General features: G+C 34.6%; 25 protein-coding genes. 3 read left to right on the forward strand and 22 right to left on the reverse strand.

The genetic code is table 11. The annotated features are described in order from the left end of the window. Positions 1-180: 180 nt before the first annotated feature. Together MWH25_RS00175 and MWH25_RS00180 are read left to right on the forward strand one after the other, a co-directional pair. Complete coding sequence (locus MWH25_RS00175) at positions 181-477, forward strand: ACT domain-containing protein (protein ID WP_345947207.1); 297 nt, start codon at positions 181-183, stop codon at positions 475-477. Between the two features lie 15 nt (positions 478-492). Further along, complete coding sequence (locus tag MWH25_RS00180) at positions 493-1,854, forward strand: PFL family protein (RefSeq protein WP_282706827.1); 1,362 nt, start codon at positions 493-495, stop codon at positions 1,852-1,854. Between the two features lie 304 nt (positions 1,855-2,158). On the opposite strand, the gene MWH25_RS00185 is transcribed toward MWH25_RS00180, so the two are convergent. The 16 genes from MWH25_RS00185 to acpS form a co-directional block, all read right to left on the reverse strand. Beyond that, entirely contained in the window at positions 2,159-3,511 is a 1,353-nt protein-coding gene (locus MWH25_RS00185) for a DUF512 domain-containing protein (RefSeq protein WP_248624531.1), read from the reverse strand. A 119-nt stretch (positions 3,512-3,630) separates the two neighbouring features. Then, positions 3,631-4,650, reverse strand: a complete 1,020-nt coding sequence (gene tsaD / locus MWH25_RS00190; protein ID WP_248624533.1) for a tRNA (adenosine(37)-N6)-threonylcarbamoyltransferase complex transferase subunit TsaD — start codon at positions 4,648-4,650, stop codon at positions 3,631-3,633. A 49-nt stretch (positions 4,651-4,699) separates the two neighbouring features. Further along, a complete protein-coding gene (gene rimI, locus MWH25_RS00195) occupies positions 4,700-5,143 on the reverse strand; it encodes a ribosomal protein S18-alanine N-acetyltransferase (RefSeq protein ID WP_248624535.1) in 444 nt (147 codons plus the stop codon). 15 nt (positions 5,144-5,158) lie between these two features. After that, positions 5,159-5,854, reverse strand: a complete 696-nt coding sequence (gene tsaB, locus MWH25_RS00200) for a tRNA (adenosine(37)-N6)-threonylcarbamoyltransferase complex dimerization subunit type 1 TsaB (RefSeq protein WP_248624537.1) — start codon at positions 5,852-5,854, stop codon at positions 5,159-5,161. A 1-nt stretch (position 5,855) separates the two neighbouring features. Beyond that, the gene (tsaE, locus tag MWH25_RS00205) at positions 5,856-6,308 is read right to left on the reverse strand and encodes a tRNA (adenosine(37)-N6)-threonylcarbamoyltransferase complex ATPase subunit type 1 TsaE (RefSeq protein ID WP_248624540.1); all 453 of its coding nucleotides are present in this window, start codon (positions 6,306-6,308) and stop codon (positions 5,856-5,858) included. Positions 6,309-6,374: 66 nt separating this feature from the next. Continuing rightward, positions 6,375-6,497 carry a hypothetical protein gene (locus tag MWH25_RS12810; RefSeq protein ID WP_282706828.1) on the reverse strand — a complete coding sequence of 41 codons (123 nt, stop codon included), beginning with the start codon at positions 6,495-6,497 and terminating at the stop codon, positions 6,375-6,377. An 18-nt stretch (positions 6,498-6,515) separates the two neighbouring features. Beyond that, positions 6,516-6,668, reverse strand: a complete 153-nt coding sequence (locus tag MWH25_RS00210; RefSeq protein ID WP_248624542.1) for a hypothetical protein — start codon at positions 6,666-6,668, stop codon at positions 6,516-6,518. 27 nt (positions 6,669-6,695) lie between these two features. Beyond that, positions 6,696-9,020 carry a tetratricopeptide repeat protein gene (locus MWH25_RS00215; protein WP_248624544.1) on the reverse strand — a complete coding sequence of 775 codons (2,325 nt, stop codon included), beginning with the start codon at positions 9,018-9,020 and terminating at the stop codon, positions 6,696-6,698. Positions 9,021-9,060: 40 nt separating this feature from the next. Then, the gene (locus MWH25_RS00220; protein WP_248624546.1) at positions 9,061-10,245 is read right to left on the reverse strand and encodes a M20 metallopeptidase family protein; all 1,185 of its coding nucleotides are present in this window, start codon (positions 10,243-10,245) and stop codon (positions 9,061-9,063) included. 284 nt (positions 10,246-10,529) lie between these two features. Continuing rightward, on the reverse strand, positions 10,530-10,880 hold the full coding sequence (locus MWH25_RS00225; protein ID WP_248624548.1) for a type II toxin-antitoxin system PemK/MazF family toxin: 351 nt from the start codon (positions 10,878-10,880) through the stop codon (positions 10,530-10,532). 1 nt (position 10,881) lies between these two features. After that, positions 10,882-11,157 carry a CopG family ribbon-helix-helix protein gene (locus MWH25_RS00230; RefSeq protein WP_248624550.1) on the reverse strand — a complete coding sequence of 92 codons (276 nt, stop codon included), beginning with the start codon at positions 11,155-11,157 and terminating at the stop codon, positions 10,882-10,884. A 386-nt stretch (positions 11,158-11,543) separates the two neighbouring features. Further along, the gene (locus tag MWH25_RS00235; protein ID WP_248624552.1) at positions 11,544-11,717 is read right to left on the reverse strand and encodes a hypothetical protein; all 174 of its coding nucleotides are present in this window, start codon (positions 11,715-11,717) and stop codon (positions 11,544-11,546) included. A gap of 113 nt (positions 11,718-11,830) precedes the next feature. After that, a complete protein-coding gene (locus MWH25_RS00240) occupies positions 11,831-14,071 on the reverse strand; it encodes an IGHMBP2 family helicase (protein ID WP_248624554.1) in 2,241 nt (746 codons plus the stop codon). Positions 14,072-14,240: 169 nt separating this feature from the next. Then, complete coding sequence (locus MWH25_RS00245) at positions 14,241-14,690, reverse strand: CBS domain-containing protein (protein ID WP_248624556.1); 450 nt, start codon at positions 14,688-14,690, stop codon at positions 14,241-14,243. A gap of 1 nt (position 14,691) precedes the next feature. Further along, positions 14,692-16,239, reverse strand: coding sequence for an NAD(P)H-hydrate dehydratase (locus tag MWH25_RS00250; RefSeq protein ID WP_248624558.1), 1,548 nt, complete (start codon positions 16,237-16,239; stop codon positions 14,692-14,694). A gap of 1 nt (position 16,240) precedes the next feature. Further along, positions 16,241-16,615, reverse strand: coding sequence for a holo-ACP synthase (acpS, locus tag MWH25_RS00255; protein WP_248624560.1), 375 nt, complete (start codon positions 16,613-16,615; stop codon positions 16,241-16,243). 175 nt (positions 16,616-16,790) lie between these two features. Here acpS and MWH25_RS00260 point away from each other — a divergent pair, with 175 nt between their 5' ends. Next, a complete protein-coding gene (locus MWH25_RS00260; protein ID WP_248624562.1) occupies positions 16,791-17,249 on the forward strand; it encodes a hypothetical protein in 459 nt (152 codons plus the stop codon). A gap of 175 nt (positions 17,250-17,424) precedes the next feature. On the opposite strand, the gene glmS is transcribed toward MWH25_RS00260, so the two are convergent. The 6 genes from glmS to MWH25_RS00290 all read right to left on the reverse strand — a co-directional run bounded on the left by glmS (position 17,425) and on the right by MWH25_RS00290 (position 25,642). Next, positions 17,425-19,245: a glutamine--fructose-6-phosphate transaminase (isomerizing) gene (gene glmS / locus MWH25_RS00265; protein ID WP_248624565.1), complete on the reverse strand. Its 1,821-nt coding sequence runs from the start codon at positions 19,243-19,245 to the stop codon at positions 17,425-17,427. A gap of 495 nt (positions 19,246-19,740) precedes the next feature. After that, a complete protein-coding gene (glmM, locus tag MWH25_RS00270) occupies positions 19,741-21,078 on the reverse strand; it encodes a phosphoglucosamine mutase (RefSeq protein ID WP_248624567.1) in 1,338 nt (445 codons plus the stop codon). Positions 21,079-21,373: 295 nt separating this feature from the next. Beyond that, positions 21,374-22,129, reverse strand: a complete 756-nt coding sequence (gene cdaA / locus MWH25_RS00275; RefSeq protein WP_248624569.1) for a diadenylate cyclase CdaA — start codon at positions 22,127-22,129, stop codon at positions 21,374-21,376. A gap of 109 nt (positions 22,130-22,238) precedes the next feature. Continuing rightward, positions 22,239-23,237 (reverse strand): RnfABCDGE type electron transport complex subunit D, encoded by a 999-nt coding sequence (locus MWH25_RS00280; protein WP_248624571.1) that lies wholly within the window; start codon positions 23,235-23,237, stop codon positions 22,239-22,241. Beyond that, positions 23,234-24,559 (reverse strand): electron transport complex subunit RsxC, encoded by a 1,326-nt coding sequence (gene rsxC / locus MWH25_RS00285; protein ID WP_248624573.1) that lies wholly within the window; start codon positions 24,557-24,559, stop codon positions 23,234-23,236. The genes MWH25_RS00280 and rsxC overlap by 4 nt, the downstream gene beginning before the upstream one ends. A gap of 96 nt (positions 24,560-24,655) precedes the next feature. Next, positions 24,656-25,642: a polyprenyl synthetase family protein gene (locus tag MWH25_RS00290; protein WP_248624575.1), complete on the reverse strand. Its 987-nt coding sequence runs from the start codon at positions 25,640-25,642 to the stop codon at positions 24,656-24,658. Between the last annotated feature and the right edge of the window lie 84 nt (positions 25,643-25,726).

Below are 25,726 nucleotides of genomic sequence, written 5' to 3' on the forward strand. Positions count from 1 at the left end.
AGAACTTGAACTTATGGTTTTACTGATTCCTCATTCCCGATTCCTGATTCCTGTGGCACAAAAGTGCCACAATATTATAATCCTTTAGCGGTTGACATTATTAAAGAAATAATATAAGATGTTATTTAAATATCTACTTAACTATGTAAATCTAAAAATTCAAAGGAGGTATCATAAATGATGAATCAACAAATTAATAAATCAGGAGAACGGGCTGTAGTCACAGTTCTTGGAGCAGATAAAGTTGGAATAGTCGCTAAAGTAACAACGGTATTGGCCAATCATAATGCTAACATAGTTGATATTAGTCAAACATTATTAGAAGAGATCTTCTCAATGATTATGTTGGTTGAAATTAGTGAATTAAAAACTGATTTTGAAACTTTAAACAAAAAATTGACCGAGTTAGAAGAAGAAATAAATGTTGAAATAAAACTACAACATGAAAACATCTTTAAATATATGCATCGAGTCTAATAGGAGGTGACTAAATTGCTATTTGATAATCAAGAAATTTTAGAAACAATCCAGATGGTTAAAACAGAAAACTTTGATATTCGGACAATTACTATGGGAATTAATTTGCGAGATTGTGCTCATCCCAAAATTGAAGAGTTAACGACTAATATTTATGATAAGGTAACTACTCAAGCTCAAAATTTAGTAACAGCAGCTAATAAAATAGAACGAAAATTCGGGGTTCCTATCGTCAATAAAAGAATTTCTGTTACTCCTATCTCAATCATTGCTGATGCTTGCCATGAAACTAATTATACTATTATTGCTCAAACTTTGGACAAAGCTGCTAAGCAAGTAGGAGTTGATTTTATAGGAGGATTTTCTGGTCTAGTACATAAAGGTTACACTAAAGGAGAAAAAAATTTAATCAATTCAATTCCTCAAGCTCTAGCTACTACAGACAAAGTCTGCTCTTCTATCAATGTTGCCTCTACTAAGGCTGGAATTAATATGGATGCTGTACTAAAAATGGGGACAACCATTAAAAAAACAGCCCAATTAACTGCAGATAAAGACGGACTAGGTGCAGCTAAACTTGTTGTATTCTGTAATGTTCCAGAAGATAACCCCTTTATGGCTGGAGCCTTCCATGGTACAGGTGAACCTGAAACAGTAATTAATATTGGAATTAGCGGCCCTGGCGTAGTCAAAAATGTAGTTGATCAAATTCCAGATGTTGATTTTAATACTTTAGCAGATACAATTAAACGAACAGCCTTTAAAATTACTCGAGTAGGAGAATTGGTCGGTCAAACCGCTTCTAAGATGTTAAAAGTACCTTTTGGAATCGTTGATCTATCACTAGCACCTACTCCTGCAATCGGAGATAGTGTTGCTAATATCTTGGAAAGTATGGGATTAGAATCTTGTGGAACTCATGGTACAACTGCTGCTTTAGCTTTATTGAATGATGCAGTCAAAAAAGGAGGGGCAATGGCTTCCTCATCAGTAGGAGGTCTAAGTGGAGCTTTTATTCCTGTCAGTGAAGATCAAGGAATGATTAAAGCAGCTGAAGTAGGTTCATTAAATTTAGAAAAATTAGAAGCAATGACTTCAGTCTGTTCAGTAGGATTAGATATGATCGCTGTTCCAGGAACTACATCCGGTGAGACAATTGCAGCTATCATCTCTGATGAAATGGCAATTGGGATGATTAATAAGAAGACAACCGCTGTCAGAATTATTCCTGCTCCTAATAAAGAGATTGGCGATAAGGTTGAATTCGGTGGTCTATTAGGGGAAACACCAATTATGAAGGTAAGTAAATTCAACTCTGATAAATTTGTACAACGCGGTGGTAGAATCCCTGCGCCTATTCAAGCACTGACTAATTAAATTTATTTGAGCAAGCTCAAATAAATTTAGGTTAAGACTGAGTTTAAGTTTAAGTAAAATCCTAATCTTAAATTCCGCCACTTAAGTAATTCTAAAAGAACATTTTTTATTAAATCCAAGCTACAGCGCCCTGAGTGAAGTACTTTTTCTGAACGAAGAAGTACTCTTGGGGTGGTTTTAACCTGTAGCCCGATAGCTTGAAGCAAAATCCTGCCACAGGTTAAAACCTGTGGCTTCATCTTTTATACTTCTCATTTTAATGATTATAAGTCTCTTTATTGTTTACTCAAACTTAAACTTAGGCTTAATCGACTACCTCCACTCTTATTCCAAACTCTTCCTCTAATTTCTGGTATTCTTCTCCTGTCAAATCCCGCCCCCAATTATCAAAAGCAATCCCTGGCAATAAGAACAGATCAAACTCAGCTAACTGCTCCTTGTAACTTAACAATATTTTTCTAAAATCCTCTACAACTAATAACCCCGCACATAAAATAGAACCACCAAAGAAATTATTACTGACAGTGGCTATCTCTATCTGCCAGGTCGGATTATTATTAAGTACTAGTTGCAAACCTTCTCTAATAATTTCCGTAGCTAGCACAGAGGTCAAAATTAGAACCTGCTCAGCTTGTTGATAATTAATCACTCGCTCTAAGTTATCCAATAATTGAGGGGCCAAATCATAACTGAAAACCAACCCAGACTTTTCACCTGCTAATTTATCAATTACAACTTCCTTGATTTCTCCTCGCCTTTCTAGCCTAACCCGAGGGCTTTCTATCTGCAATAATTGCTGAAAAGCATCAACCCGAGAGATAACCTCTACTCCACCAACCTCAATAATTCTATCCCCAACTTCAATTTTACTGAGACTGGCTGGAGAATTATTAATTATCCCTACTACCTCAGCTTCTAAATTTGATAATTTCAACGGTTCTAACATAATTGGAATTTGATATTTGGCCCGACAGTCACTAATAAAATCAACTAACTGCTCCCATAAGCTAGGCTTAAACTCCATTTGACTAGGACTTAATCTTGTATAACCTGGCATAAAGACTCTGACTGTTTGAGCTCCATAAGAGCCCAAGGCAGCAATAGTTTCTTCTAAATCTGACCATCCAGTTACTGTCGGCAGAGCCACTATACTACCATGATAAGTAATCTCTAATTTTTGTAATCCTTTCATTACCTCTAAAATTGACTGCTCTTGATGTTGATTCATTAATTCCTTTCTGCTTGTAGAACCAATACTATTAACTGACAGATTCAGCTCAAGTGACTCTAATCGAGCCAATTCAGTTAAAACTTCAGCAGTTAAATTAATCCCATTAGTCGTCAACTGTAATACAGTATCAGGAAATTGATTCCGTACTAAATTGAGTATCTCTATTATTTGAGGATGAGTAAATGGCTCTCCTTCACAGATTCTAGTAGCAGATTCCCCAATCACAATCTTACTTTCAGCATTTAAAAAAGAAATCAACTCCTTAATTTCAGCAAGAGAACGATGTCCAGAAGAAAAAACTTCTACATTAGCTGGGTTACCTTGGTGGCTACAAAATAGACAACTGAGGTTACAGACTGATGTGACTGGTAAGATATTTTCCTTTTGGGCTGATAAAATAGCTAACTGCTGTTCAGTATATTCCATAATAATCCTCCATTTTATAATACAATTTACAGTTTATAATAATTTCTTTTAAAAAACTAATCATAAATTCTTAGAAAAATAACAAAGATCCCCTAATTAGGAGATCTCATTTAATCTAACTAGCCTAATCTTAAATTAGGTTCTGCATTCAAAGAATAAGGGGCTGATTGTTGGTCTAATTGCCACTTGAAATAAGCAGCACTCCCAATCATCGCAGCATTATCTGTACACAATTGTGATTCAGGGTAGTACAATTCTAACCCTAATTCTTCTACTTTAATCGTTAATTCTTTCCTTAACTGTTTATTAGAAGCAACTCCTCCTGAAAGCAATACAGTCTTAATCTCTTTATCTTTAGCTGCCTTAATTACCTTAGTAACTAAGATATCAACGACAGATTGTTGAAAACTGGCTGCTAAATCAGCTTTAGGAATCTCTTCTTGCTTCTGCTTTTTATGATTAATATAATTTAAGACAGCCGTTTTTAATCCACTGAAGCTAAAATCATAATCTGGGCTATCAATCATTGGGCGTGGTAAATCAACTCCTGTTGGATCTCCTTCTTTAGCCAACTTATCAATTGCTGGACCACCTGGATAACCTAACTCCATTACCCGAGCTACCTTATCAAAAGCTTCTCCTGCAGCATCATCTTTAGTCCTCCCTAAAATCTGATAACTTCCTAGCCGCTCAAAATACAACAAATCAGTATGTCCTCCTGACACAGTTAAACAAATTAATGGAGGTTCTAACCTTGGATAAGAGATAAAATTAGCATAGATATGCCCTTCAATATGATTAACAGCAATTAAGGGTAAATTATGAGCATAGGCTATCGCTTTCGCAGCAGAAATACCAACCAGTAATCCCCCCACTAAGCCTGGCCCATAAGTCACTGCTACAGCTGATAAATCTTGATAACTGACTCCCGCTTCTGCTAAAGCTTCACTGATCACAGGATTGATCAATTCTACATGCTTGCGAGAAGCAATTTCAGGAACAACCCCCCCAAACTTACGGTGCCAGTCGATTTGAGAAGCAATTATGTTAGACAAAACTTGAGTCCCCTCCTTAATAACTGCTACTGAAGTCTCATCACAGGAAGTCTCAATTCCCAGTACTAAAAATTCCTTCGCCATAAATAATCACCTCCCATAAGTTCAGTAATTAGTGAAAATTAAATTACTCTTATATTTTTTTCCACATAATTAAAGCATCTTCTTGATTATCGCTATAATAATTTTCCCTAACTCCAATACTAACAAATCCCTCTTTACGATACAATTTTTGAGCTATTTGATTAGACATCCTAACTTCTAATGTGATCATCTTAATTTTTCTTTGTTCAAGTTTAGTATATAAGAACCGTAATAACTCAGTAGCTATCTTACGATGTCGATAATTCTTACTAATTGCTAAAGTCGTTAGATGGGCTCTATTTGCAATCACCCATGCTCCAAGATAAGCAATCACCTGCTCAGCTAACATTCCTACTATGTAATAACCATAATTAGTATTTAACTCGCTCTTAAAAGCTGCTTTCGACCAAGGAACTGTAAATGTTTCTCGCTCAATCTTTAAAATCTGCTCCAGATGCTTTTCCTCCATTGTAATAATTTCAAGCTGTCTCAAGTTTAGACACCCTCACTAATTATTCTTTTCCCATTGAATCTCAGCTTGAGAACGTTTTAGATAATTAGGAGTCAATTCAAATAATTGATCCTCATCTCCAGCTACTAATCGCTCTATACCCAACTCTCCAACAGCTCCAGCTTGCGGCAGACTGAATTTATTAGTAATAAAGTGAGTTCCTTCAATCTGCTCGCTAATTTGAGCTCGATATTCTTGGATTATTTCTCCTACAAAATAAATTTCTTCTTGTACTGAACTTAATTCTGTTATTAAATCATCAATAGCTAATAATGCCTCTTCTGTTTCTGCTCTCAACTGTTCATCGCTTGTACGATATAAACCAGTAAATACCCGTTTGCGTCTTGCATCTATTACAGGACAAATATAACCTGAAGTATACTTTAAACTATAAGCCATAGCCTTCAATGTAGAAATACCGACAATCGACAATCCTAAACTTTGGGCCAACGTCTTAGCCGTTACTACTCCAATACGGGTTCCAGTAAAAGAACCTGGCCCTAAAGCAACTGCAATCCCATCCAAATCATCTAACTCATAACCAGATCTATCTACTAAATCAATTAGTTGAGGCATCAATCTTTGGGAATGAGTCTGGTCTAAATGTAATAAACTTTCTGCTACTAACCTTTCTGTAGAAACCAAACTGACACTTCCTACTTTAGTTGAACTATCAACTGCTAAAACTAACATTTCACTTCAACTCCGCAACTAATTCAATAAACTTATTGGCTTGAGGTATAATTCTAATTTCCCGCCAATTTCCTTCTCCTCTTAAATTAATATCTAAATAATTATCAGGCATTAAGGCACCTGCTTTATCTGGCCACTCAATAATAGTTACTCCTTCACCACGATATAAATAATCTTCAAAACCTATATCATATAATTCTTCTTCATCTCTAATCCGATATAAATCCATATGATAAACCTTTAATTTGCCACGATATTCATTAGCTACTGTATATGTAGGACTTGTAATTTCTTCTTCAACACCTAGTCCTCTGCAGATTCCTTTAGCTAAAACCGTCTTGCCTGCTCCTAAATCCCCTTGCAAACAAACAATTCCTCCATGAGTTAAACTTTCTCCGATCTTTTTACCTAGATCAAAAGTCTCTTCTGGATTATTTGTCTCCACCTTTAACATTATTAGATTCCACCTCTCAATTTCATTGTTTTTGATTAATAATAATCTGTTGACTCTTGCTTGATATTAATCAATTACTTTGCCATTATCAACAACTACTGAACCATTAAGTAAGACCTTTTCAACTCTACTCTCCAAAGCCATATGACCATAAGTCTTTAGAGCCATACTTTCTCCATTTAAGACCATCAATCAAGCCAGGCATTACTATCTTATCTCAACATCAATTATATCAGCATCAGCTGGAATTTCAACTTTAGAGCCAACTTTAACAATCTTCCCTGACTCAACTAAGACTGTCCCTTCTTCAATAACTCGATTGGTCATGTTTAAAATACGACCATTTATAATTGCTAACATTGTCTAGTTCCTCCATTACTAATAAATTCAAAATTGATTCACCTGTTGCAAAAGAGAAGTTAACTCCTTTAATAGTCCTTTCTCTTCTCGGTCCAAACCACTTTTAGCTAACCTTAACTTAAAGTGATTATCCTGCACAGCATAGATTACCCCTGTATAAAAATAAGGTAATCCATAACCATGATTTTCTAAAATAGCTTGTTGATAATTAATTAATGCTTCATTTAATTTCCCTTGTCTCCGCAATCTATCACCTTGGATACGATTTATTCGACCTGGGACATATTTATCCTTGTAATCTGCTTCTAACTCTTTTAAAGCCGTTACTAACCTAATTATTTCTTCGCCTTTAGCAGAACCTATTTTTTTTAATTTTTCCCCTTCTGCTCTAGCAAGCTCAAAGTGATCTACTAATAAATAGCTAACTGCTAAATTATAATGATTTATAATATTTTGTTGACGTTCACTAGCTACTTTAAAATAGGATAATGCTTGATCTAACTTACCTGCTCTAAACTTATACTCCCCCAACAAACGATAAACTTTAGCTTGTGAATCTAAATTTAAAAGCTCTTGAATTTGAGAGAACTGTCGCTCTTTTTCTCTTTCAAAATAAATATAGCCTAATCTACTATAAACTTCTTCCTGCTGTTCAGTAGTTAATAACCCTTCCGTATCTAAAGCTTGGCGATAAAGATCAATAGCAACATCTAGTTGATAATAACTTATAATCTCTGCTATCTCTAAATAAAGTAATCCTTCTTCTTCAGTAGCTAAGATCTCTTCAAAAATTTTCATCCCTGTTTCTTTATCACCAGTTACTAAATAAGTTTCCGCTAGCTTCAATTCTAAATCTAGATCATCTGCAACTCTATCATTGATTAATTTATATTCTTGTAAAGCCAAATTATATTTACCTTGCTCAAAATAAAAACCAGCTAATCGTTTATGATTTTCAATTGTATCTTCTAAATAAAGAATATAGCGATATAACTCTTCCGCTCTTTCATATCTCTCCATCTTTTTATGTAACCTAGCTAATTTAATATAACCCCATGTATCATAAGGAGCTAATTCGATAGCTTGACTATAAATTTCAAATGCTTCAGCTACCCTTCCTTTTTCTCGATAAATATCGCCTAAATGAATTTTATGATTTTTATTATTATCATCTAATTTGACTAAATCTTCTGCAATTCTCCTGGCCCTTGCCAGCATATTGTTATCCTGATCAGCCAAATTATAATAAATTCTAAATAACCGCTCTAAATAAGCTTGATTTTGTGAATCTCGCTCTACAGCTCTTTCTAATGAACGCCGTGCTCTATCAGTTTCACCCAACTGCAACCTAATTTCTCCTTCTAAAAAATGCAAACTAGCATTATCATAATCTCCCTGTAAAGCAGTCCTTACTTGAGACAATGCTGCTTCATAATCTCGCACATCTTGATAAAATTCAGCTAGTCTTTTACGATATCTAGTTCGATCACTAAGCTCAATTGCCTGATGTAAATTCTCGATTGCTTCATCTAAATAATCACTCTTATAATACAAATTACTGATTTCAAAGTATAAAGAATCATCTTCTGAATTCTCTTCTAACTGAGCATACAATTGATCAATTTGAGTCTGATAATCAGGAGGAAATCCTTCAGCAAAATCAAAATCAGTCAAACCAATATTCATTTCCCATTCTTGATAGATTATTTCTAATAATTTATTTCCATAATTATCTTCTACTCTAATCTCAGTTGGCATCCAGATCTTAGAAGTTTCAAATTCAACCTGCTCAAACTGACCATAAATAATATTAGCTATTTTGATATTACTCCCATTAAAGATTTCAATTCTTAGAATAGTATTCCACTCTTGATCGATAAATATCCTTTGGACTGAAAAATAATTTTTCAAATTAACTATGTAAACTTCTCGTTCATCATAAATTGCTTCACCTAACAACTCCACTTCATATAATGAATCTAAATTCTTTAATGGTTGGTCATAGTCTAGTTGTCCTTCTAGAGGAAGACTGTTCTTAATGATTGAATAATCAGGAGGCAAATAAAGCCAAGGGATTGAGTTCAATGACCTAATATTTTCTAATCCAGTTAAATCATCTTGTTGGGTCTGTTGAGTCATTAATCTAGTATCCGATTTCATAATTTGAACCCGAAAATCCTTACTCTGATCATCTTCAAAAATTCTAGAAACAACTGTTCCTCTAAAATCTTCAATTTGATCTATTTGATTTACAATTCCATCTAATAAATCAAAAGCAGAGGTTTCAGCTGCTAATACTTGATTAGATATTAAACAAATAAGTAAAACTATTATTCCAATAACTTTTTTCACCTTTCTAAAATTCCTCCTTTCAACTACCTAATTTTATATTCTAGAAAACTGTCGGGTTATCCTTTATTCTCTGCAAAGTTATATAAATAAAAAGAGCCACTCCAATTTTAAGAGCATCTTCATCAAAATTGAATTTAGGATGATGAGCTGGATAATAATTAGAATTTATATCAGCTGCTCCTAATCTAAAAAAGAGACCGGGTACCTGCTGTAAATAATAAGCAAAATCTTCTGCTCCCATTGAAGGTAGCTCTAAAAATTTTAGTTGTTCTAAATAAGGGATTTGACTAATTGTATTCTCTAAATCCTCTACTAATTTGGTAGAATTAATTAAAACTGGATAACCTTTTCGATAATCCAATTGATAATCTCCTCCCTGGCTAGCAGTAACCCCACTAACAATCCGTTCGATCATAGTTGGTAAAGAGTCTCTTAACTCAGGGTCTGTCGTTCGTATAGTTCCTGTAACTTTAACTTTATCAGCTATCACATTTCTACGATAACCACCTTTGATCGTTCCTAAATTAATTACAGCTTTTTGATACGGACTAATTTTTCTACTATTGATTGTCTGCAAAGCATTAATTACTTGGCTAGCAGTTACAATTGCATCTATCCCATCCTGGGGAGTAGATGCATGACCACTCTTACCTTTAACTATTAAATCAATTTCATCTGCTGCTGCCGATACAACCTTCTTTTGTAATCCTACTACTCCAGTTGGTAATTTATTAGTGATATGTAAAGCAAAGATATTATCAACTTGAGGTTTAATTAAAGCTCCTGCTTCAATTAGAGGTAAAGCTCCTCCTGGACCTTCTTCTGCAGGTTGAAAAACAAATTTAATCTTACCTCTAATCTTATCTTGTAACTTGGTTAACACCTTAGCAACACCCAACAAAATCGCAGTATGCCCATCATGTCCACAAGCGTGCATTACACCATCTATTTTAGAACTATAACTAACTTCTGTCTGTTCTGTAATTGGCAACGCATCCATATCAGCCCTTAAACCAATCGTTGGCCCTACTCCACAATCCAATAATCCTACTACTCCAGTCCCACTAAGTCGTTCTACTTCCAAGTTTAAATTTGATAAATAGTCACTAACCCGCCGTGAAGTACGTTCCTCTTCAAATCCTAACTCAGGATATTGATGAAATTCTCTTCTCAGTTCGATAACCTCTTCTTCTATTAACTCAATCTGCTCAACTACTTGTTTCATACTCATCCCCCTTTAAAAGTTTTATAGTATTCTCTCTACAGGTCTTATCAGACCTCCGTAATAAAAACAATTTGCTAAATTCAAGCCTATCACAAAACACTAAACCCATCAATATTTACAAAACATCCTACGACTAAATATTTTGTCTTCCAACATTTCCTTTGGCTAAAAATATCCTTTATCTCTCTTTATTTACTAATTAAAGTTATACTTATATTTATAGTAAATATAATAAAAAATACTCTTAGCTAAGCCTAAAATTACTTAACTAAAAGTATCCTTGATTATAAATCAACCAGCCCTAAACTGATCTCTAATGCTTTATTAACTTTTTTAACTACCTTTTGATCAAGATAAGTAACACGACGTTGTAATCTTTTTTTATCAATAGTCCTGATCTGTTCTAGTAAAATTACCGAATCCCGTTCCAAATTACATTTGTTGGAATCAATCTCTACATGGGTTGGTAATTTAGCTTTATCTATTCGAGATGTAATAGCTGCTATAATAACCGTAGGGCTATATTTATTGCCAATATCATTTTGAATCACTAAAACAGGTCTTACCCCCCCTTGTTCTGAACCAACAACCGGATTCAAGTCGGCATAATAAATATCACCTCTTTTAATTTCCACTTTAATCACACTCCGCTAATCGGCCCTCATAGTTAAAGAAAGCTTTATTTTCTGCTAAAAAACTCTCTGTAGCCAAATAAATATTCACTTGAGCCATCTTTAAATAGCCTTCTTTCATTTCCTTTCTAAATCTATTTTTTCTCAACTGTTCAATATAAACTTCCATGGCCTCGCTTATAAATTCATTCCGATCTTGATATTCTTCATTAATAAACCCATCAATCTCATTCAATAAATTATTAGGTAAGCTAACTATGACTTCTTTTAAATTAGTCAAAAAAACACCCCCACTTTATTATACAGTACTCTCAGCTGAATTTAAGCCTATCACTACAGTGTTCGCAGATAACTAAATTTCTCTGCACCCCTATTTTAGTGTACAATGTACAAGTGATAATTGAAATTCAAAATCATAAAACCACAAACCCTTAGACCATCAATAGTTGCAAAACATCCTGAGACTAAATATTCACTTTTCCAATATTTTATTTTAGCTGAGAAGACTCTTATAGCTAAGGTTTAATTTATTATATATTTATGCTTCAAATTTAAACTCTGTTCATTTAATAACCTATAGTCTATATAGTATTTTCTGCAATTTCATTCAAAATATACATGTGAAATAAATAGAACAAAAGAGACGCTATTAACGTCTCTAACTTATTAAAACAATTTCTGCAAAGTGTTTTTATCAGCTTTAAAACTCTCTTGGGCCAATTCTAAATTCAACTCTGCCATTTGAGAATAGCCTTTTTTTAGCTTCTCTTTTAATTCTTTCTTCTCTTCAAAGTAATAATAATTATTAATACTCTTTTTTAAAGACTGCCCTTGATTCATAGCCTTTATCACCTCATAACAATTGATGATTACTAGTTAATTATATACTATTTTTATTATTCATGTCAATCAAATAAACTAATTTCAAAAAAGCAATTTATACCAGTCACCATTTACAAATTATAATAATATCCAACTGATTGAATATAACTTATCAAACGATAATAAATCTGCTCTCCTCCTATAGTAGAAGAATCACCAATAACAATTAACTTCTTTTTCGCTCGTGATAATGAAACATTCAATCGTCTAACATCCCTTAAAAAACCAATATTCCCTTTGGAATTACTTCTAACCAAAGAAAGAACGATTACTTCTTTCTCTCTCCCTTGAAAACCATCTACAGTATTGACTTCAACACGATCAAACTTAAGTAAATTCTTAATTAAATCGACCTGATCATAATAAGGAGTAATCACTGCTATTTGCTCTTCTTTAATTCCACCATTAATAGCATAACTGACTATCTCTGTACATAATTCAGCTTCAACCCGATTCTGTAATGAAGTAGAATTTTGTTTGAAATGTTCAGAAGCATTCATTCCTGCTGTATCAAAAAAAGCAATTGCCTCTTTACAATTTAAAGCTCGTTCTGCTGGTGAATTACCTTGGAAAATTTCAAAATCAAGCTCAGTTAAATCCCAATCTTTAACTTCAGTTGCTGCGATCAATTCTCCTTCATAAAACTCCTGGTTAATAAAATTCATTATTTGTTGATTCATTCGATACTGTACCTTCAACATCTGTTTAACTTCAGTACTATGAACTTCTAATAACCTCTCGAACAATGATTTGGAAAGCCCCTCTTTTTCTGCTTCTTTATTTAAGATTGTTGGGGGGAGCTGTTTATGATCTCCAGCTAAAACAACCTTATCCGCTTTAACTAGTGGAATTAAGGCAGAAGGCTCAGTTGCTTGAGTGGCTTCATCTAATACTAATAAGTCAAACTCTTCTCCTGCTAAAACTTCAGAACCAGCAGTAGAGTTAGTTGTACAGATCACATCAGCTTCCTTAATTAATCTTTTGACTGTCTCGTCTTCTAAATGCTCCACTTGAGCAAATAATCGCTCTATTTCATCTTGTAATTCCAACCAATCAGCCATTTCTTTGATCTTATTACTAGAGATGCCTCGGCTACCTTTTCCTTGATTAGCTAACTTTTTAATCTGCTTGTTGCTCAATCCTCTTCTCCAACGTCCACTTGGATGAATATTTTCTTTTTGTTGCTCTAATAATTTATATGCTTGCTCCCTTACCTGTTCAGCCTTCTTATATTCTGGTTGTTCCTCTATTAAATAATCTAAAGTATGTTGCCTTAAAACAGGATTTACTCTAACTGGATGACCAATCCTGAGAACATTTAACCCTCGCTTAATTAATCTCTCTACTAAATTATCAACTGCTGTATTAGAGTCAGCTGTTGCCAAAATCTTTTTTTGGCGTTGGACTGCCTGCTCTAAAATCTCAATTGCAGTCACAGTCTTTCCTGTTCCAGGTGGTCCATGAATCAAAAAGAAATCTTTAGCAGCTAAAGCTGTCTCAACTGCCTCTCGTTGAGATTGATTTAAAGCCAAATTACTAAATTCAACATTTTCCTTAGCATCAAATGTTAAATCCTCTATCCCTAACAACTTACTTCTTAATGATTTTAATCGCCCTGAAGTAGATTCTAATCTTCCTAAAGCATCTAACATTCTTTGAAAAGTAATGTCATTAACATACAAATCTAAACGAAGATTTTTACCATACACAAAACCAGGTGGTTGATTATCAAAAACAGCTGTAATTGAATAATTCGTCTTTTCTACTACAGTTCCAGTAGGATTATCAGGATTTAATGGTTCGTTTTTGCTGATCATTATTAAATCACCAATATTAATTTCAGTATCTGGCAATGATCTTCCTTGCTGTTGTTTCATAAACTTAACTACAAATTTACCAGCAAAGGCTTGTCCTTGATCTCGCCCCCGTAAATTTAAGAAAGCCCTTCCTTTTTTTTCACGCTCTTGTCCTGATAAGTTTTTAATTTCTGCTTCATGATACTTCATTTCTTCTTCCCGTTCCAATTGAACTAAAAATTTATATTTATTAATATAATTTTCAACTGTCTCTAGCTCTTCTTTAAAATTATTATCAATCTCTACTCCAACATCAACTCCAGCAATTTGATTACTATTCATCACCTTCATTACATGTTCAGCTACTTCATCTTCTATTTCAACAATTGCATTATTACCTTTAAATTCAATCTTACCGATTTGGCCCCCGTCAATATTAGCTTCATTAGTAAAAGCCCCCACAATATCTCCTGGGCCAATATGATCAGATAAGTTCTTAACAATTAAATCAATCATTCTATCGCCTCCTTCAATCCAAAAAATACACCCTATATAGGGTGTATTTTCATTAATAAATTATATCAAAATAAATTTAATTAGTCAAAATCAGACCCTTTAATCCACTGAACATAGAGTTTTGAGCTTTAATTTTTTGCAGACACTGATACTTAATAAAATAATTCTATTAATCTTGACTCAGATACCGAATAATATCTGTTCTAGTAATAATTCCAATAAGTTGCTCCCCCTTGGTTACAAGTACTCTTTTAATCCCTTTATTAACAAATAAATCAGCTACTATTTCAATACTATCATCAGGTTCAACCGTAATAACATCAGTAGTCATCACATCTTCAATCTTCATCTTCACAACCTTCTTGAAGCCATCCTCGAACTCTTTAAAACTATCTAAATAAAAAACACTATCTAAAAAATAAACATAGTTTGGAAATTTAACCTTTTGCTTTTTAACTATTAAATCTCCACCACTTACTATTCCTATTAATTCATCATCTTCTATTACTGGAGCACCACTTATTCCTTCTTCAATAAACAGCTTGGAAGCTTCCTTAATCGTCATCTGTGGAGAAACAACAATTAAATCTTCAGTCATAATATCAGCAGCTTTTGTCACCTTAACCTCTCCTTATTTTTTTTATTGCCTGTGGTAAATAATCTAACAAATCACTAGGGATTAAACTATATTCTGTTAACTTATCCTTAGCTAAATCACCAGCAAAACCATGTAAGTAAACTGCTATCAGTGTAGCAGTTACTAGCTCTAAACCTTGCACAGCCAAGCCGGCGATCATTCCTGTTAATAGATCACCACTGCCACCTGTAGCCAATCCAGCATTACCGGTCAAATTGAGATAAACTTGACCAGTAGGAGTAGCCACTATAGTTTGAGCCCCTTTCAAAACTAAAACCACCTGATATTGTCGGGCCAACTTACTGGCCAATCCAATCCTATCTTCTTCTATCTGCTCAACAGTCAAACCAACTAGTCTAGCCAACTCTCCTGGATGAGGTGTCAAAACAGTCGGTGCTTCTCGCTGGGCAAGTAACTCTAAATCCTGAATTGCATTTAAACCATCAGCATCAATCACTAGTGGAATATTTACAGTATTTAATAAGTTATAAATCAAAGTAGTCAACTGCTCACCTTGGCCCAACCCAGGGCCAATTGCCAATAAATCTTTACCATCTAACAATTCTTCAATTTGTTGCTCTGCTTCTAAAGCCAAAGTAACCTGCTCAGTCTCAGCCAATGGATAAGTCATTGCTTCTACTAGCTTCGACTCTAAAATATGATTCAAACTACTTGGAATCCCAACTGTAACCAATCCTGCTCCTACCCTCAAACTAGCTTGAGCAACCAACATAGCAGCCCCTGTCATTCCTTGTGAACCTGCCACAATCAATAACCTTCCATAATCCCCTTTATGGGTATTCTGCTTACGAGAAACTAAATTTTGCTTAACTAATTCTGCAGTAATTAACTCAGTAGTCAACTCTTGCTCAGCAATTACTTGCTCAGGTAATCCAATATCAACCACCTTTAAATCACCCACATACTCCCTACCAGGATATAAAAGAGTCCCTATTTTAGGCAAGCCAAAAGTAACTGTTCGCTCAGCTTTAACTGCTACACTCCTAACCTTAGCAGTTCCTGCTTCAACCCCTGAAGGAATATCAACTGCAAGTACTGGGGTAGTTACTTGATTAATTAATTCAATCAGCTCAGGATACAATCCTCTCAACTCTCCTGTAATCCCTGTTCCTAATAAAGCATCAATTATCAGATCAGCTTGCTCTAAATCCTCTTTTAAAGTACTTAATTCTTCAGTTTTTATTTCTGTTACAGATAAGTTCAAATTTTCTAAAATATCAAGGTTAACCTTAGCATCTCCACTAATCTCTTCCCGCTGACCTAATACGCTAGTCTTAACTTGGATTCCTTCGTCTGCTAACAGACGGCTAACTACAAAACCATCTCCACCATTATTACCACAGCCAGCTAAAATGATAACTTCTGGTTCTACAACTTGCTCTAACAGATCAATCACTTCAGCAACTACTTTCATTCCAGCTCGTTCCATTAAAACAACACCTGGAATGCCAACATCCTCAATAGCCTGCCCATCAATCTCTTTCATCTCTACTCCAGTAACTATCTTCATACTAATCCCTCCCAATAGCAATTGCTTGAGCAACTGCATAGTCACGACTATGAGAGATACTAATTAAAAATTCTTTAATCTCTCGTTCTTCAGCTATCTTGTGAGCCTGATTATGAAGCTTAACTGCAGGTTTTCCTAGCTCATCTTTAACTATCTCTATATCCTTCCATTCAAATCCTCTAAATCCAGTTCCTAAAGCCTTAACGATAGCTTCTTTAGCAGCAAAACGTGCTGCATAATATGCCCAAGACTCTTTATATTGTTCACAATAATTAATCTCACCATTGGTAAATATTCTCTGCTTGAATCGTTCCCTCTTCTTAATTGCCTCCTCAATTCGTTCAATCTCTACTATATCAATCCCTAATCCTTGCATACTAATTCTCCTTACCTTTTATCTTTTGTATATTTATTAAATTCTATAAAATTCTTTTTAATCCTGTTTTTAACTTATCTTTTTTTATAATCAATTTTAGTCAATAACAAGGAGTTTCAAAAAGAAGATAGAAGTTAATGTATAATAGAACAGAATTAAAAAGGAGTGAATATAAGTGAAGAAAATCATATATATAATATTAGTTATTATAATTATTGTAAATACTTATTCAATAGCTTTGGCTAATAGTATTTCTTCTCAACAAAAAATTAAAGAAAGAATGAATCACTTATTTTCAACTATAGAAAATAGTGATCTAGAGAGTTACTTAAAGCTCTTTTCTCAAGACTATAAAAACAAGAAAACTAATGAACATAACACTGAAATTGTAGAGACTTATGATGATCTAGAAGGGAGATTTCCTAACCCAGAAAGAATAAAAAAGATCAGAATTGAAATAAAAGAAGCTACAGTTGAGCTTAAAGAAGAGAAGGCAACTTATACAGCTAAATTAGAAAACTATACTGAATATACTAACGGATTGAGTTTTGAACGGGAAGAACAAGTAGAATATATCTTGACCTTTGATTCTGAAGTTGATCAATGGTTAGTAATTGATATTAATCAACTTTAGGTTAAGGCTAAGTTTAAGATTAAATTTAAGTAAAACCAACAAATACAAACTAGTAAAAATTATCCACAACCTCTAAAAAGCATAAGTTCATTAATGATAAAAACAACAAGCACCCCTAGGGGTGCTTGTTAATCATTCTTTACTTATCCTCAACCTTAAACTTAGCCTAAAGCTTTTACTCTACCGTTACACTCTTAGCTAAGTTTCTCGGTTGATCAACATCACAACCTCTTTCTACAGCTACATAGTAGGCTAACAACTGTAAAGGTATCGCAGTCAATATCGAAGTCAACAACTGATCAGTTTGAGGAATTTTAATTGAATAATCAAATTCCTTCTCATCAACCCCATTAGCAGTAATTCCCGTTATAACTCCTCCGCGAGCTTTAACCTCTTTAATATTACTTAAAGTCTTCTCGATTACTGATTCTTGAGTGACTAAAGCAATGACTGGAATTCCTTCTTCAATCAACGCCAAGGTTCCATGCTTTAATTCCCCTGCTGGATAGGCTTCAGCATGGATATAAGAGATCTCTTTTAATTTTAATGAGCCTTCTAAAGCTACAGCATAGTCGATACTTCGCCCGATAAAGAACGCATTTTCTTGCTTTAGATATTCTTTAGCTAGCTGAGCTATCTGCTCTTCACTCTCTTCGATAATTTCTGCTACCTGATCTGGTAGCTCTTTTAAAGCAGAAATCAACTCTTCACTTCGCTCAGTAGCTAACAAATCCTTGGCCCGCGCAAAATAGATCGCTAGCATATAAAAAGCAATCAACATTGTTAAATACGCCTTCGTAGAAGCAACAGCAATCTCTGGACCAGCGTGAATATAAACGACATCATCTGCTTCCCGCGGAATAGTACTGCCTACAGTATTACAGATTGCAATTACTCTAGCCCCTTTATTCTGAGCCTCTCGTAAAGCTGCTAAAGTATCAGCAGTTTCACCAGATTGGCTGACCACGATTACTAAAGTATCCTGATCAACTAACGGATCTCGATATCTAAATTCAGAAGCAATATCAACTTCCACTGGAATTTCAGCCAAGCTTTCTATAGCATACTTACCAACCAATCCCGAATGATAAGCGGTTCCACACGCAACAATATAAATCTTGTTATAATCTTTAATCTCCTGAGCAGTTAATCCTACTTCATCAAGATGAATATCAGCTTGATTCAACCTACCTGCAACTGCTCTGCGCAATGCTTCTGGTTGCTCGTGAATCTCTTTTAACATAAAGTGCTCAAAACCAGCCTTCTCTGCCATACCAGGATCCCAATCAACCGTAAAGATCTCTTTATCAACAGGCTTACCATCTACAGTTGATAGTTCAACACCATCTCTATTAATTGCGGCCATCTCTCCATCTTCTAAAATATAAATTTGGTCGGTATGGCTTAAAATAGCTGGGATATCAGATGCCACAAAATATTCACCATCAGCTAATCCCACAATCAACGGACTATCTTCACGGACAGCAATCAATTTATCAGGTTCACCCTTAGATAAAATCAATAAAGCATAAGCTCCTTCTAATTTCTCAATTACTTTTCTAACTGTCTGTTCTAAATTCCCATCATAATATTCCGTTAATAAATGGGGAATGACTTCAGTATCAGTTTGAGAAGTAAACTGATAGCCTTTTTCCTTCAACTCAGATTTTAAAGTCGAATAATTTTCTATAATACCATTATGAACCACCACAAATTGATCATCAGAGCTAGTATGAGGATGAGAGTTAGGAGTAGATGGTTTACCATGAGTAGCCCATCTAGTATGACCAATACCTAGTTGACCACTTGGTTTCTCTTGTTGCACTAACTCTTCTAATTCAGCTAATTTACCTACAGTCTTGACCGTTTCAATTTGGCCCTGATCATATAAAGAAATTCCAGCTGAATCATAACCACGGTACTCTAACTTCTTTAATCCTTCCAGTAAAATAGGTGTAGCTTCTTCAGTTCCAATATACCCTACAATTCCACACATATATATTAAACCTCCATCAAATTTAAATTTAGTTAGCTATACTAAACCTCTTTGTAGCTCTGATCACTCAGATTGTTTAAAGGTTTAGTTTAATGAGGCTATAGCTAGAATAACCTCAGGGGCATCCGCCGATCATCTCGATTCTCCCCCTTCCTCGTCAACTCACGATTAACTCAAGAATAAATAATAATCAAGAAAGAAGATCCACTACCTATTTATGATTCTACTGCAAAAAGATTATCGTCACCTTAAACACCACAACATAGTGCGTTTGGCCACCTAGTCAACCACTGTATATTGCAGGGCTTAATCTAAAAAGTTAGTTTTTGCAGTTCAATCATTTATTCTTGGTTATTTACTAGTTACCAATCATGAGTTCAGGCGCTATAATTATAATTAATAATGTACAATTTACAATGGACAATTAAAATTTTTAAAAACAAGAGCACTTTATTTGTTGATCTTAATTGTCAATTATCAATTATCAATTGTACATTAATTAAGCTCTCCCTCTATCACCTCTACTACTTGGTTAGCCAGTCTTTCTAATTCTTCTTCATCTTGTCCTTCGACCATCACTCTAATTACTGATTCAGTTCCTGAAGCCCGCACAAAGATTCTACCAGCAGTGCCTAGAACTTTCTCAGCCCCTGCAATTGCTTCTTTTATTTTTTGATTCTCTTCCCAAACTTTATTCTCAACTTCAACATTGACCAATAACTGTGGGAAAGCGGTCATCTGTTCTCTTAACTTAGCCAACGATTTTCCACTCTCTACAATCACCTCAATCAACTGTAATGCTGTTAACAGCCCATCACCAGTAGTATTATAATCTGCAAAGATAATATGACCTGACTTTTCTCCACCTAAATTATATCCCGCTTCTCTCATCTTTGCTAGAACATAACGATCACCATTCTTAGTCACTTCAACTTGACCATCATCTTCTTTGATTGCTTGATGTAACCCTAGATTACTATATCTAGTAACTACTATTGTATTATGGGCCAATTCTCCTTGGGCTAACAAATACCGCCCACAGATAGTCAAAATATAGTCACCATCAACCAATTTTCCTTCTTCATCAACAGCAATTAAGCGATCAGCATCACCATCATGAGCAATCCCTAAATCTGCTTCATGCTTAATAACTGCTTCCTTAATTACCTCAGGATAGGTAGAGCCACAGTCTTGATTAATATTATAACCACTTGGCTGATCATTAATCGCAATCACTTCTGCCCCTAAATCAGATAATACTTGGGGTGTCAGTTGATAAGCTGCTCCATTAGCACAATCAACTACAACCTTTAACTTAGAAAAATCAGAGTTAACAGTTCCTTTTAAGTGATTAAGATAACTATCTACAAGATGATCACCTTCTGTTACTTGTCCAACCTGGTCACCAGCAGCCAATGGCAACTGATCGACTTGATTAAAATAAATCTCTTCAATCTCATCTTCTTGCTGATCAGTTAATTTAAATCCAGCTTGATTAAAGAATTTAATCCCATTATCTTGGACAGGATTATGGGAAGCTGAAATCATGACTCCTGCTACAACATCTTCTTGAGCAGTCAAATAGGCAACAGCTGGAGTTGGAACGACTCCTACTTTGAGTACATCAACTCCTAATGAGCTAATTCCTGCTATTAAAGCAGCCTCAAGTAGATCACCAGAAACACGAGTATCCTTCCCAACTAATATCTTAGCTTCACTACAATCTTGGGTCAGATAATCAGCACCTGCCTTGCCTAACTTAAATGCCATCTCAGCAGTCAAAAATTGATTTACTTCGCCACGTACACCATCAGTACCAAATAATCCTCCCATCTTTTCACCCCTTGTAATTAATTTAGTGCTCTCCCTACAAGTCTTATTAGACTTTCCGTAATAAAAACCATTTACTAAATTTAAGCCTATCACTACAGTGCTTCGCAGATAACTAAGTTTCTCTGCACCCCTATCTAATTAACAATTGATTCAATATTGGCAAAGCATCCTGAAACTAAATATTCACTTTTCCAGTATTTCCTTTTAACTAAGAGTAGTCTAATTACCTCCAACCTTAGAATTAAATATAATTAATACTCATTTAATTATATGTTATTAGACTCTAAATTGTCAATTAATTATCCGTATCTTCACTAAATTTAACAAATACTTCCTCCTTTAGATCAAACTCATCTAGATTATACTTCAATCTTCCTGCGAATGCAGTTGAAATAACCCCAGTTTCTTCTGATACAATAATCACTAAAGCATCAGTTTCTTCGCTAATCCCAGCTGCTGCTCGATGTCTGGTCCCCAGACTTTGACTTAGCTTTTTATTATTAGTTAAAGGTAATAAGCAATTAGCTGCTACAATCCTGCCCTCATCAATAACAACTGCTCCATCATGTAAAGGACTTTTAGGAATAAAGATATTTACTAATAATTCCGTCGATAAAATAGCATCTAACTTAACTCCTGTATCAATAACTTCTTTTAAGCCTGTCCTTCTTTCAAGAACAATCAACCCTCCGATTTGATTTTGGCTTAATCTCATTACAGCAGCCACTAGTTTATCAATTTTAATCTTAAATTCATCACGATTAGTCCAATACTTAAATAATTTCCCTCTACCTATTTGTTCTAAAGCTCTCCTCAATTCTGGTTGAAAAACAATAGGTAAAGCAATCAAGACAACTGTCCTTAACTGCTCCAATAGCATATTAAAAATCTGTAACCCTAACTGTCTACTTATGTAACTAATCAAAAATAAAACTAAAACACCTTTTAAAAGTTGAATTGCTCTAGTTTCCTTAATTAAGGTAAAAAATTTATAACAAATCAAACCAGTTACTACAATGTCAACAATAATCAATAAATTAAGCTCTGTCATTTTACTTCTTCCCCTCTTTACTTATAGTATACCTAATTTTATTTCTTTAATAATTTCCTATAAGTAAAAACCCTAGCCAACTTTGAAATTGACTAGGGTGAATTTTCAATTATGCTCTTTCTCCAAATTTCGTTCTAGCAGTAACTCGATCAATAAATGGCACAAAAGCATTCATAATCAAAATAGCAAAAGCAACTGCTCCAACACCAACCCAGAGAGTTTGGTTAAAGAAGATCAACCGCAAGATAGCAACCAAAAGTCCAATTCCAATTCCAAAGATAACTTTACCTTTATTGGTAATAGGACTAGTAGCCCAATCTGTAGCCATAAAAATAGCACCAAAAATAAGCCCTCCAGATAAGATGTGATAGATAGGATCGGCTCCAAAAATAGCCGTCACTACAAAAGTTGTACCAATAGCTGTTAAAGGAATATGCAATTTAATATGACCTTTATAAACCAAATAAGCACAACCTATTAGAACAGCTAAAATGGAAGTTTCTGCCAAGGAACCCCCTTCGTTAAGCAAGAAGAGATCCCTATAACTAGGCATTGCCTCTTCTACTTTTCCTGCCATTATCATTAAAGGTGTCGCCTTAGAAAAAGCATCTAGAGAACCTATATCATATAAATAAGGTTTAAAAGCAGGACTTATTCCAACCAAAAATGGAGCTGCATAAACAGAAGCCATACGACATATTAGTAAAAAGATACGGCTCGCAATAGCGGGGTTAAGAGGATTTTTACCTAGCCCCCCCATTAACTCCCTAAAAATTGCAGTAGCAACAAATCCTCCCATAAAATAACTTGGAATAGCCATCCACCAAGCTGTCGGAGGTAAAGTAAGAGCTAGTATAAGTCCAGTAAGCATAGCGGAGCCATCACTTAATCTAGGTTGCTCTCCTTTCACAACTCTAGCTACAACTTCGCCTAATAATGCACCAACTATACATGAAACAATAATCAAAACTGCTTCAAAATCAAAAATAATAAGTGAAGTTAAAGTTATAGGAATCAAAGCAACAATTACATCCCACATAGCACTCTTAACTGAAACACCTCGATGTAAATGTGGGCCATCTTCAACTAATAATTTAGTATTCATCATTTATCACCCGCCTCACGTTTTTTTTCTGTAATTTTTACTTTTGCTTTTTTAATCTGCTGAACGACAGGTCGTTTAGATGGACAGACATAAGAACATATACCACACTCTACACAGTCTAAAGGACCTAAGTTCTCAACTTGATTATAATCATTCTCTTCAACTAAGATACTAAGCTTATTTGGATAAAGTTGCATAGGACATTTCTCAACACAAGAACCACATCTCATACAAGGCAGATCTCCACTACCTTTTACCATTCTTGAAGGCAATGCTATAACCCCATTACCACCTTTAGTAATAGGAGCACTTAAGTTAGACAAAGCAGTACCAGTCATTGGCCCACCAAGAACAACCTTAGTCTCGTTTTCAATAAAACCTCCACACTCTTTAATAAGATGCCGAACTGAAGTTCCGACTTTCACCAGCAAATTAGCCGGGTTCTTAATGTTTTGACCAGTTACAGTTACCACTCTTTCCATTAGAGGTTTATCATAAGCAACAGCTTCATAAACAGCAATTGCAGTACCTATATTCTGAACTAAAACTCCAACTTCAAAAGGTAAAGCTCCAGATGGTACTTCCTTATCAAAAGCAGTTTTAATCAATTGTTTTTCTGAACCTTGAGGATATTCAGTTGGTACTGCTTGAACCTCAATTCGAGAATCATCAGCTAACTTTTTTAAGTGATTAATAGCATCAGGCTTATTATCCTCAATACCAATACAACACTTTTTAGCCCCAACCACCTTTAATAATAATTTAACTCCAGCAATTAATTCTTCACCTTGTTCCAGCATCATTCGATGGTCACAGGTAAGATAAGGCTCACATTCGCAACCATTAATTAGTATAGTATCAATTGGCTTATCCTCAGGTGGGCTTAACTTTACAGAAGTAGGGAAACTTGCTCCTCCCATACCCACAATTCCTGCTTCTTTAACAGCCTTAATAATTTCTCCCTTATTTACCTTAGTTACATCCCTCTTTTGTTGATAAGAAATACCTTCTTGATTTTGCTCAACTTTAATAACAATACTTTCAACCTTGCCACTTGAAGTTGGTCTTGGTTCAATGGCCTCCACAGTACCTGCAAGACTAGCATGAACAGGTGCACTTACAAACTGAGAACTATCACCGATCTTTTGACCAGCTTTAACCTTATCACCAACCTCTACCAAAGGTTCACATGGTGCACCGATATGCTGTGACAACGGGATAACAATCTCCTGTGGTAGACTAACCTCAGTAATAGGTTTACCTTTAGCTAACTCCTTATTATAAGGTAGATGAACGCCTCCTTGAAAATCACCGCATTTAGCCATTTTTTAACCTCCCCTTTTGATATTTTATGAATCACTTGACTGAACAATCATCATGAACTATAAATTGATTCTTAAAAACCAAATTAGTTTTAAACCCTATTTTTCTCTACTTACCTGATATCCTAAAATATAATTCAAGTGCTGCTTAGCTTCATTTTTGGGTAGCTGAGCTAAATGATAATGTGCTCTATCTAAAAATCTCTCTTCTAATTGCTGACTTTTTGCAAAAGCTTGCTTATCCTTTACCAACTCAGAAATTAAAATAACATCATCTTCTGTAATAGATTCTTTAGTTAAAATCTCTTTAACCTGCTTACTATCCTCTTTCGAATCTAAAAGATAAACAATAGGAAGAGTATAGATTCCTGCAAGTAAATCTTGCCCGACAGCTTTTCCTACCTTGCTCTTTTTCCCAACAAAATCCAAAATATCATCTCGGATTTGAAAGGCCATTCCCATCTCTAAACCTAAGTTATATAGATTAGATAAAGTAGTATTGCGAATTCCACTTTCATAGGCACCAACATAAGTGCTAAAAGCAAATAACAAAGCTGTTTTTCGCCTGATACGACGTAGATAATCATTAATCGTTAAATCAGGAGCAAATTTACTCTGATATTGATCAACCTCTCCTTCACAAATCAACTTTACGACTTTATTAAATTTCAATACAGAGTTACGTGATAAATGCTCTAAAAATAGATTATAAGCTTTTGTCAGTAAAAAATCTCCTACAAAGACTGCAACATCTTTTCCAAATCTCTTTTGGGTAGTTAATTCACCCCGACGCATAGTTGCTTCATCTATTATATCATCATGAACTAAAGTAGCCATATGAAGTAATTCTAAGCCAGCAGCAATCTTAATTAACTTGTCAGATTGATAATCACCGAATTTGCTAGCCAGAATCATCACTATCGGTCGCAACCTTTTTCCACCGGCTTTAACTAAATCAGCAACTGCCACATTAATTAATTTCTGCCTGGAATTAGCATATTCAATTATAAAATCATCTACTTGCTCTATTAAAGCATTGAATTCAGTTTCCATGGCAAACACAATTTCAACTCCTTTTACTTTCAAAATAATAAAAACAAAATAATAAAAACTATTAAGTCTACCCTAACTACATACTTACTAAAGTAATCCTCTCTCTGTACTGATAAC

Origin of the sequence: Natroniella acetigena (genome assembly GCF_023227745.1) — a bacterium.
Classification (GTDB): domain Bacteria; phylum Bacillota; class Halanaerobiia; order Halobacteroidales; family Halobacteroidaceae; genus Natroniella; species Natroniella acetigena.

Bases quoted from the DNA above. Each gene is read 5' to 3' on its own strand.
- MWH25_RS00175 (WP_345947207.1), top strand. From the start codon at position 181: ATGAATCAACAAATTAATAAATCAGGAGAACGGGCTGTAGTCACAGTT.
- MWH25_RS00185 (WP_248624531.1), bottom strand. From the start codon at position 3,511: ATGGAATATACTGAACAGCAGTTAGCTATTTTATCAGCCCAAAAGGAA.
- tsaD (WP_248624533.1), bottom strand. From the start codon at position 4,650: ATGGCGAAGGAATTTTTAGTACTGGGAATTGAGACTTCCTGTGATGAG.
- tsaB (WP_248624537.1), bottom strand. From the start codon at position 5,854: ATGTTAGTTTTAGCAGTTGATAGTTCAACTAAAGTAGGAAGTGTCAGT.
- tsaE (WP_248624540.1), bottom strand. From the start codon at position 6,308: ATGTTAAAGGTGGAGACAAATAATCCAGAAGAGACTTTTGATCTAGGT.
- MWH25_RS12810 (WP_282706828.1), bottom strand. From the start codon at position 6,497: ATGGTCTTAAATGGAGAAAGTATGGCTCTAAAGACTTATGGTCATATG.
- MWH25_RS00210 (WP_248624542.1), bottom strand. From the start codon at position 6,668: ATGTTAGCAATTATAAATGGTCGTATTTTAAACATGACCAATCGAGTT.
- MWH25_RS00220 (WP_248624546.1), bottom strand. From the start codon at position 10,245: ATGAAACAAGTAGTTGAGCAGATTGAGTTAATAGAAGAAGAGGTTATC.
- MWH25_RS00235 (WP_248624552.1), bottom strand. From the start codon at position 11,717: ATGAATCAAGGGCAGTCTTTAAAAAAGAGTATTAATAATTATTATTAC.
- MWH25_RS00240 (WP_248624554.1), bottom strand. From the start codon at position 14,071: ATGATTGATTTAATTGTTAAGAACTTATCTGATCATATTGGCCCAGGA.
- MWH25_RS00250 (WP_248624558.1), bottom strand. From the start codon at position 16,239: ATGAAGATAGTTACTGGAGTAGAGATGAAAGAGATTGATGGGCAGGCT.
- acpS (WP_248624560.1), bottom strand. From the start codon at position 16,615: ATGCAAGGATTAGGGATTGATATAGTAGAGATTGAACGAATTGAGGAG.
- glmS (WP_248624565.1), bottom strand. From the start codon at position 19,245: ATGTGTGGAATTGTAGGGTATATTGGAACTGAAGAAGCTACACCTATT.
- glmM (WP_248624567.1), bottom strand. From the start codon at position 21,078: ATGGGAGGATTATTTGGTACTGATGGTGTACGTGGCGAAGTAAATCAA.
- cdaA (WP_248624569.1), bottom strand. From the start codon at position 22,129: ATGACAGAGCTTAATTTATTGATTATTGTTGACATTGTAGTAACTGGT.
- MWH25_RS00280 (WP_248624571.1), bottom strand. From the start codon at position 23,237: ATGATGAATACTAAATTATTAGTTGAAGATGGCCCACATTTACATCGA.
- rsxC (WP_248624573.1), bottom strand. From the start codon at position 24,559: ATGGCTAAATGCGGTGATTTTCAAGGAGGCGTTCATCTACCTTATAAT.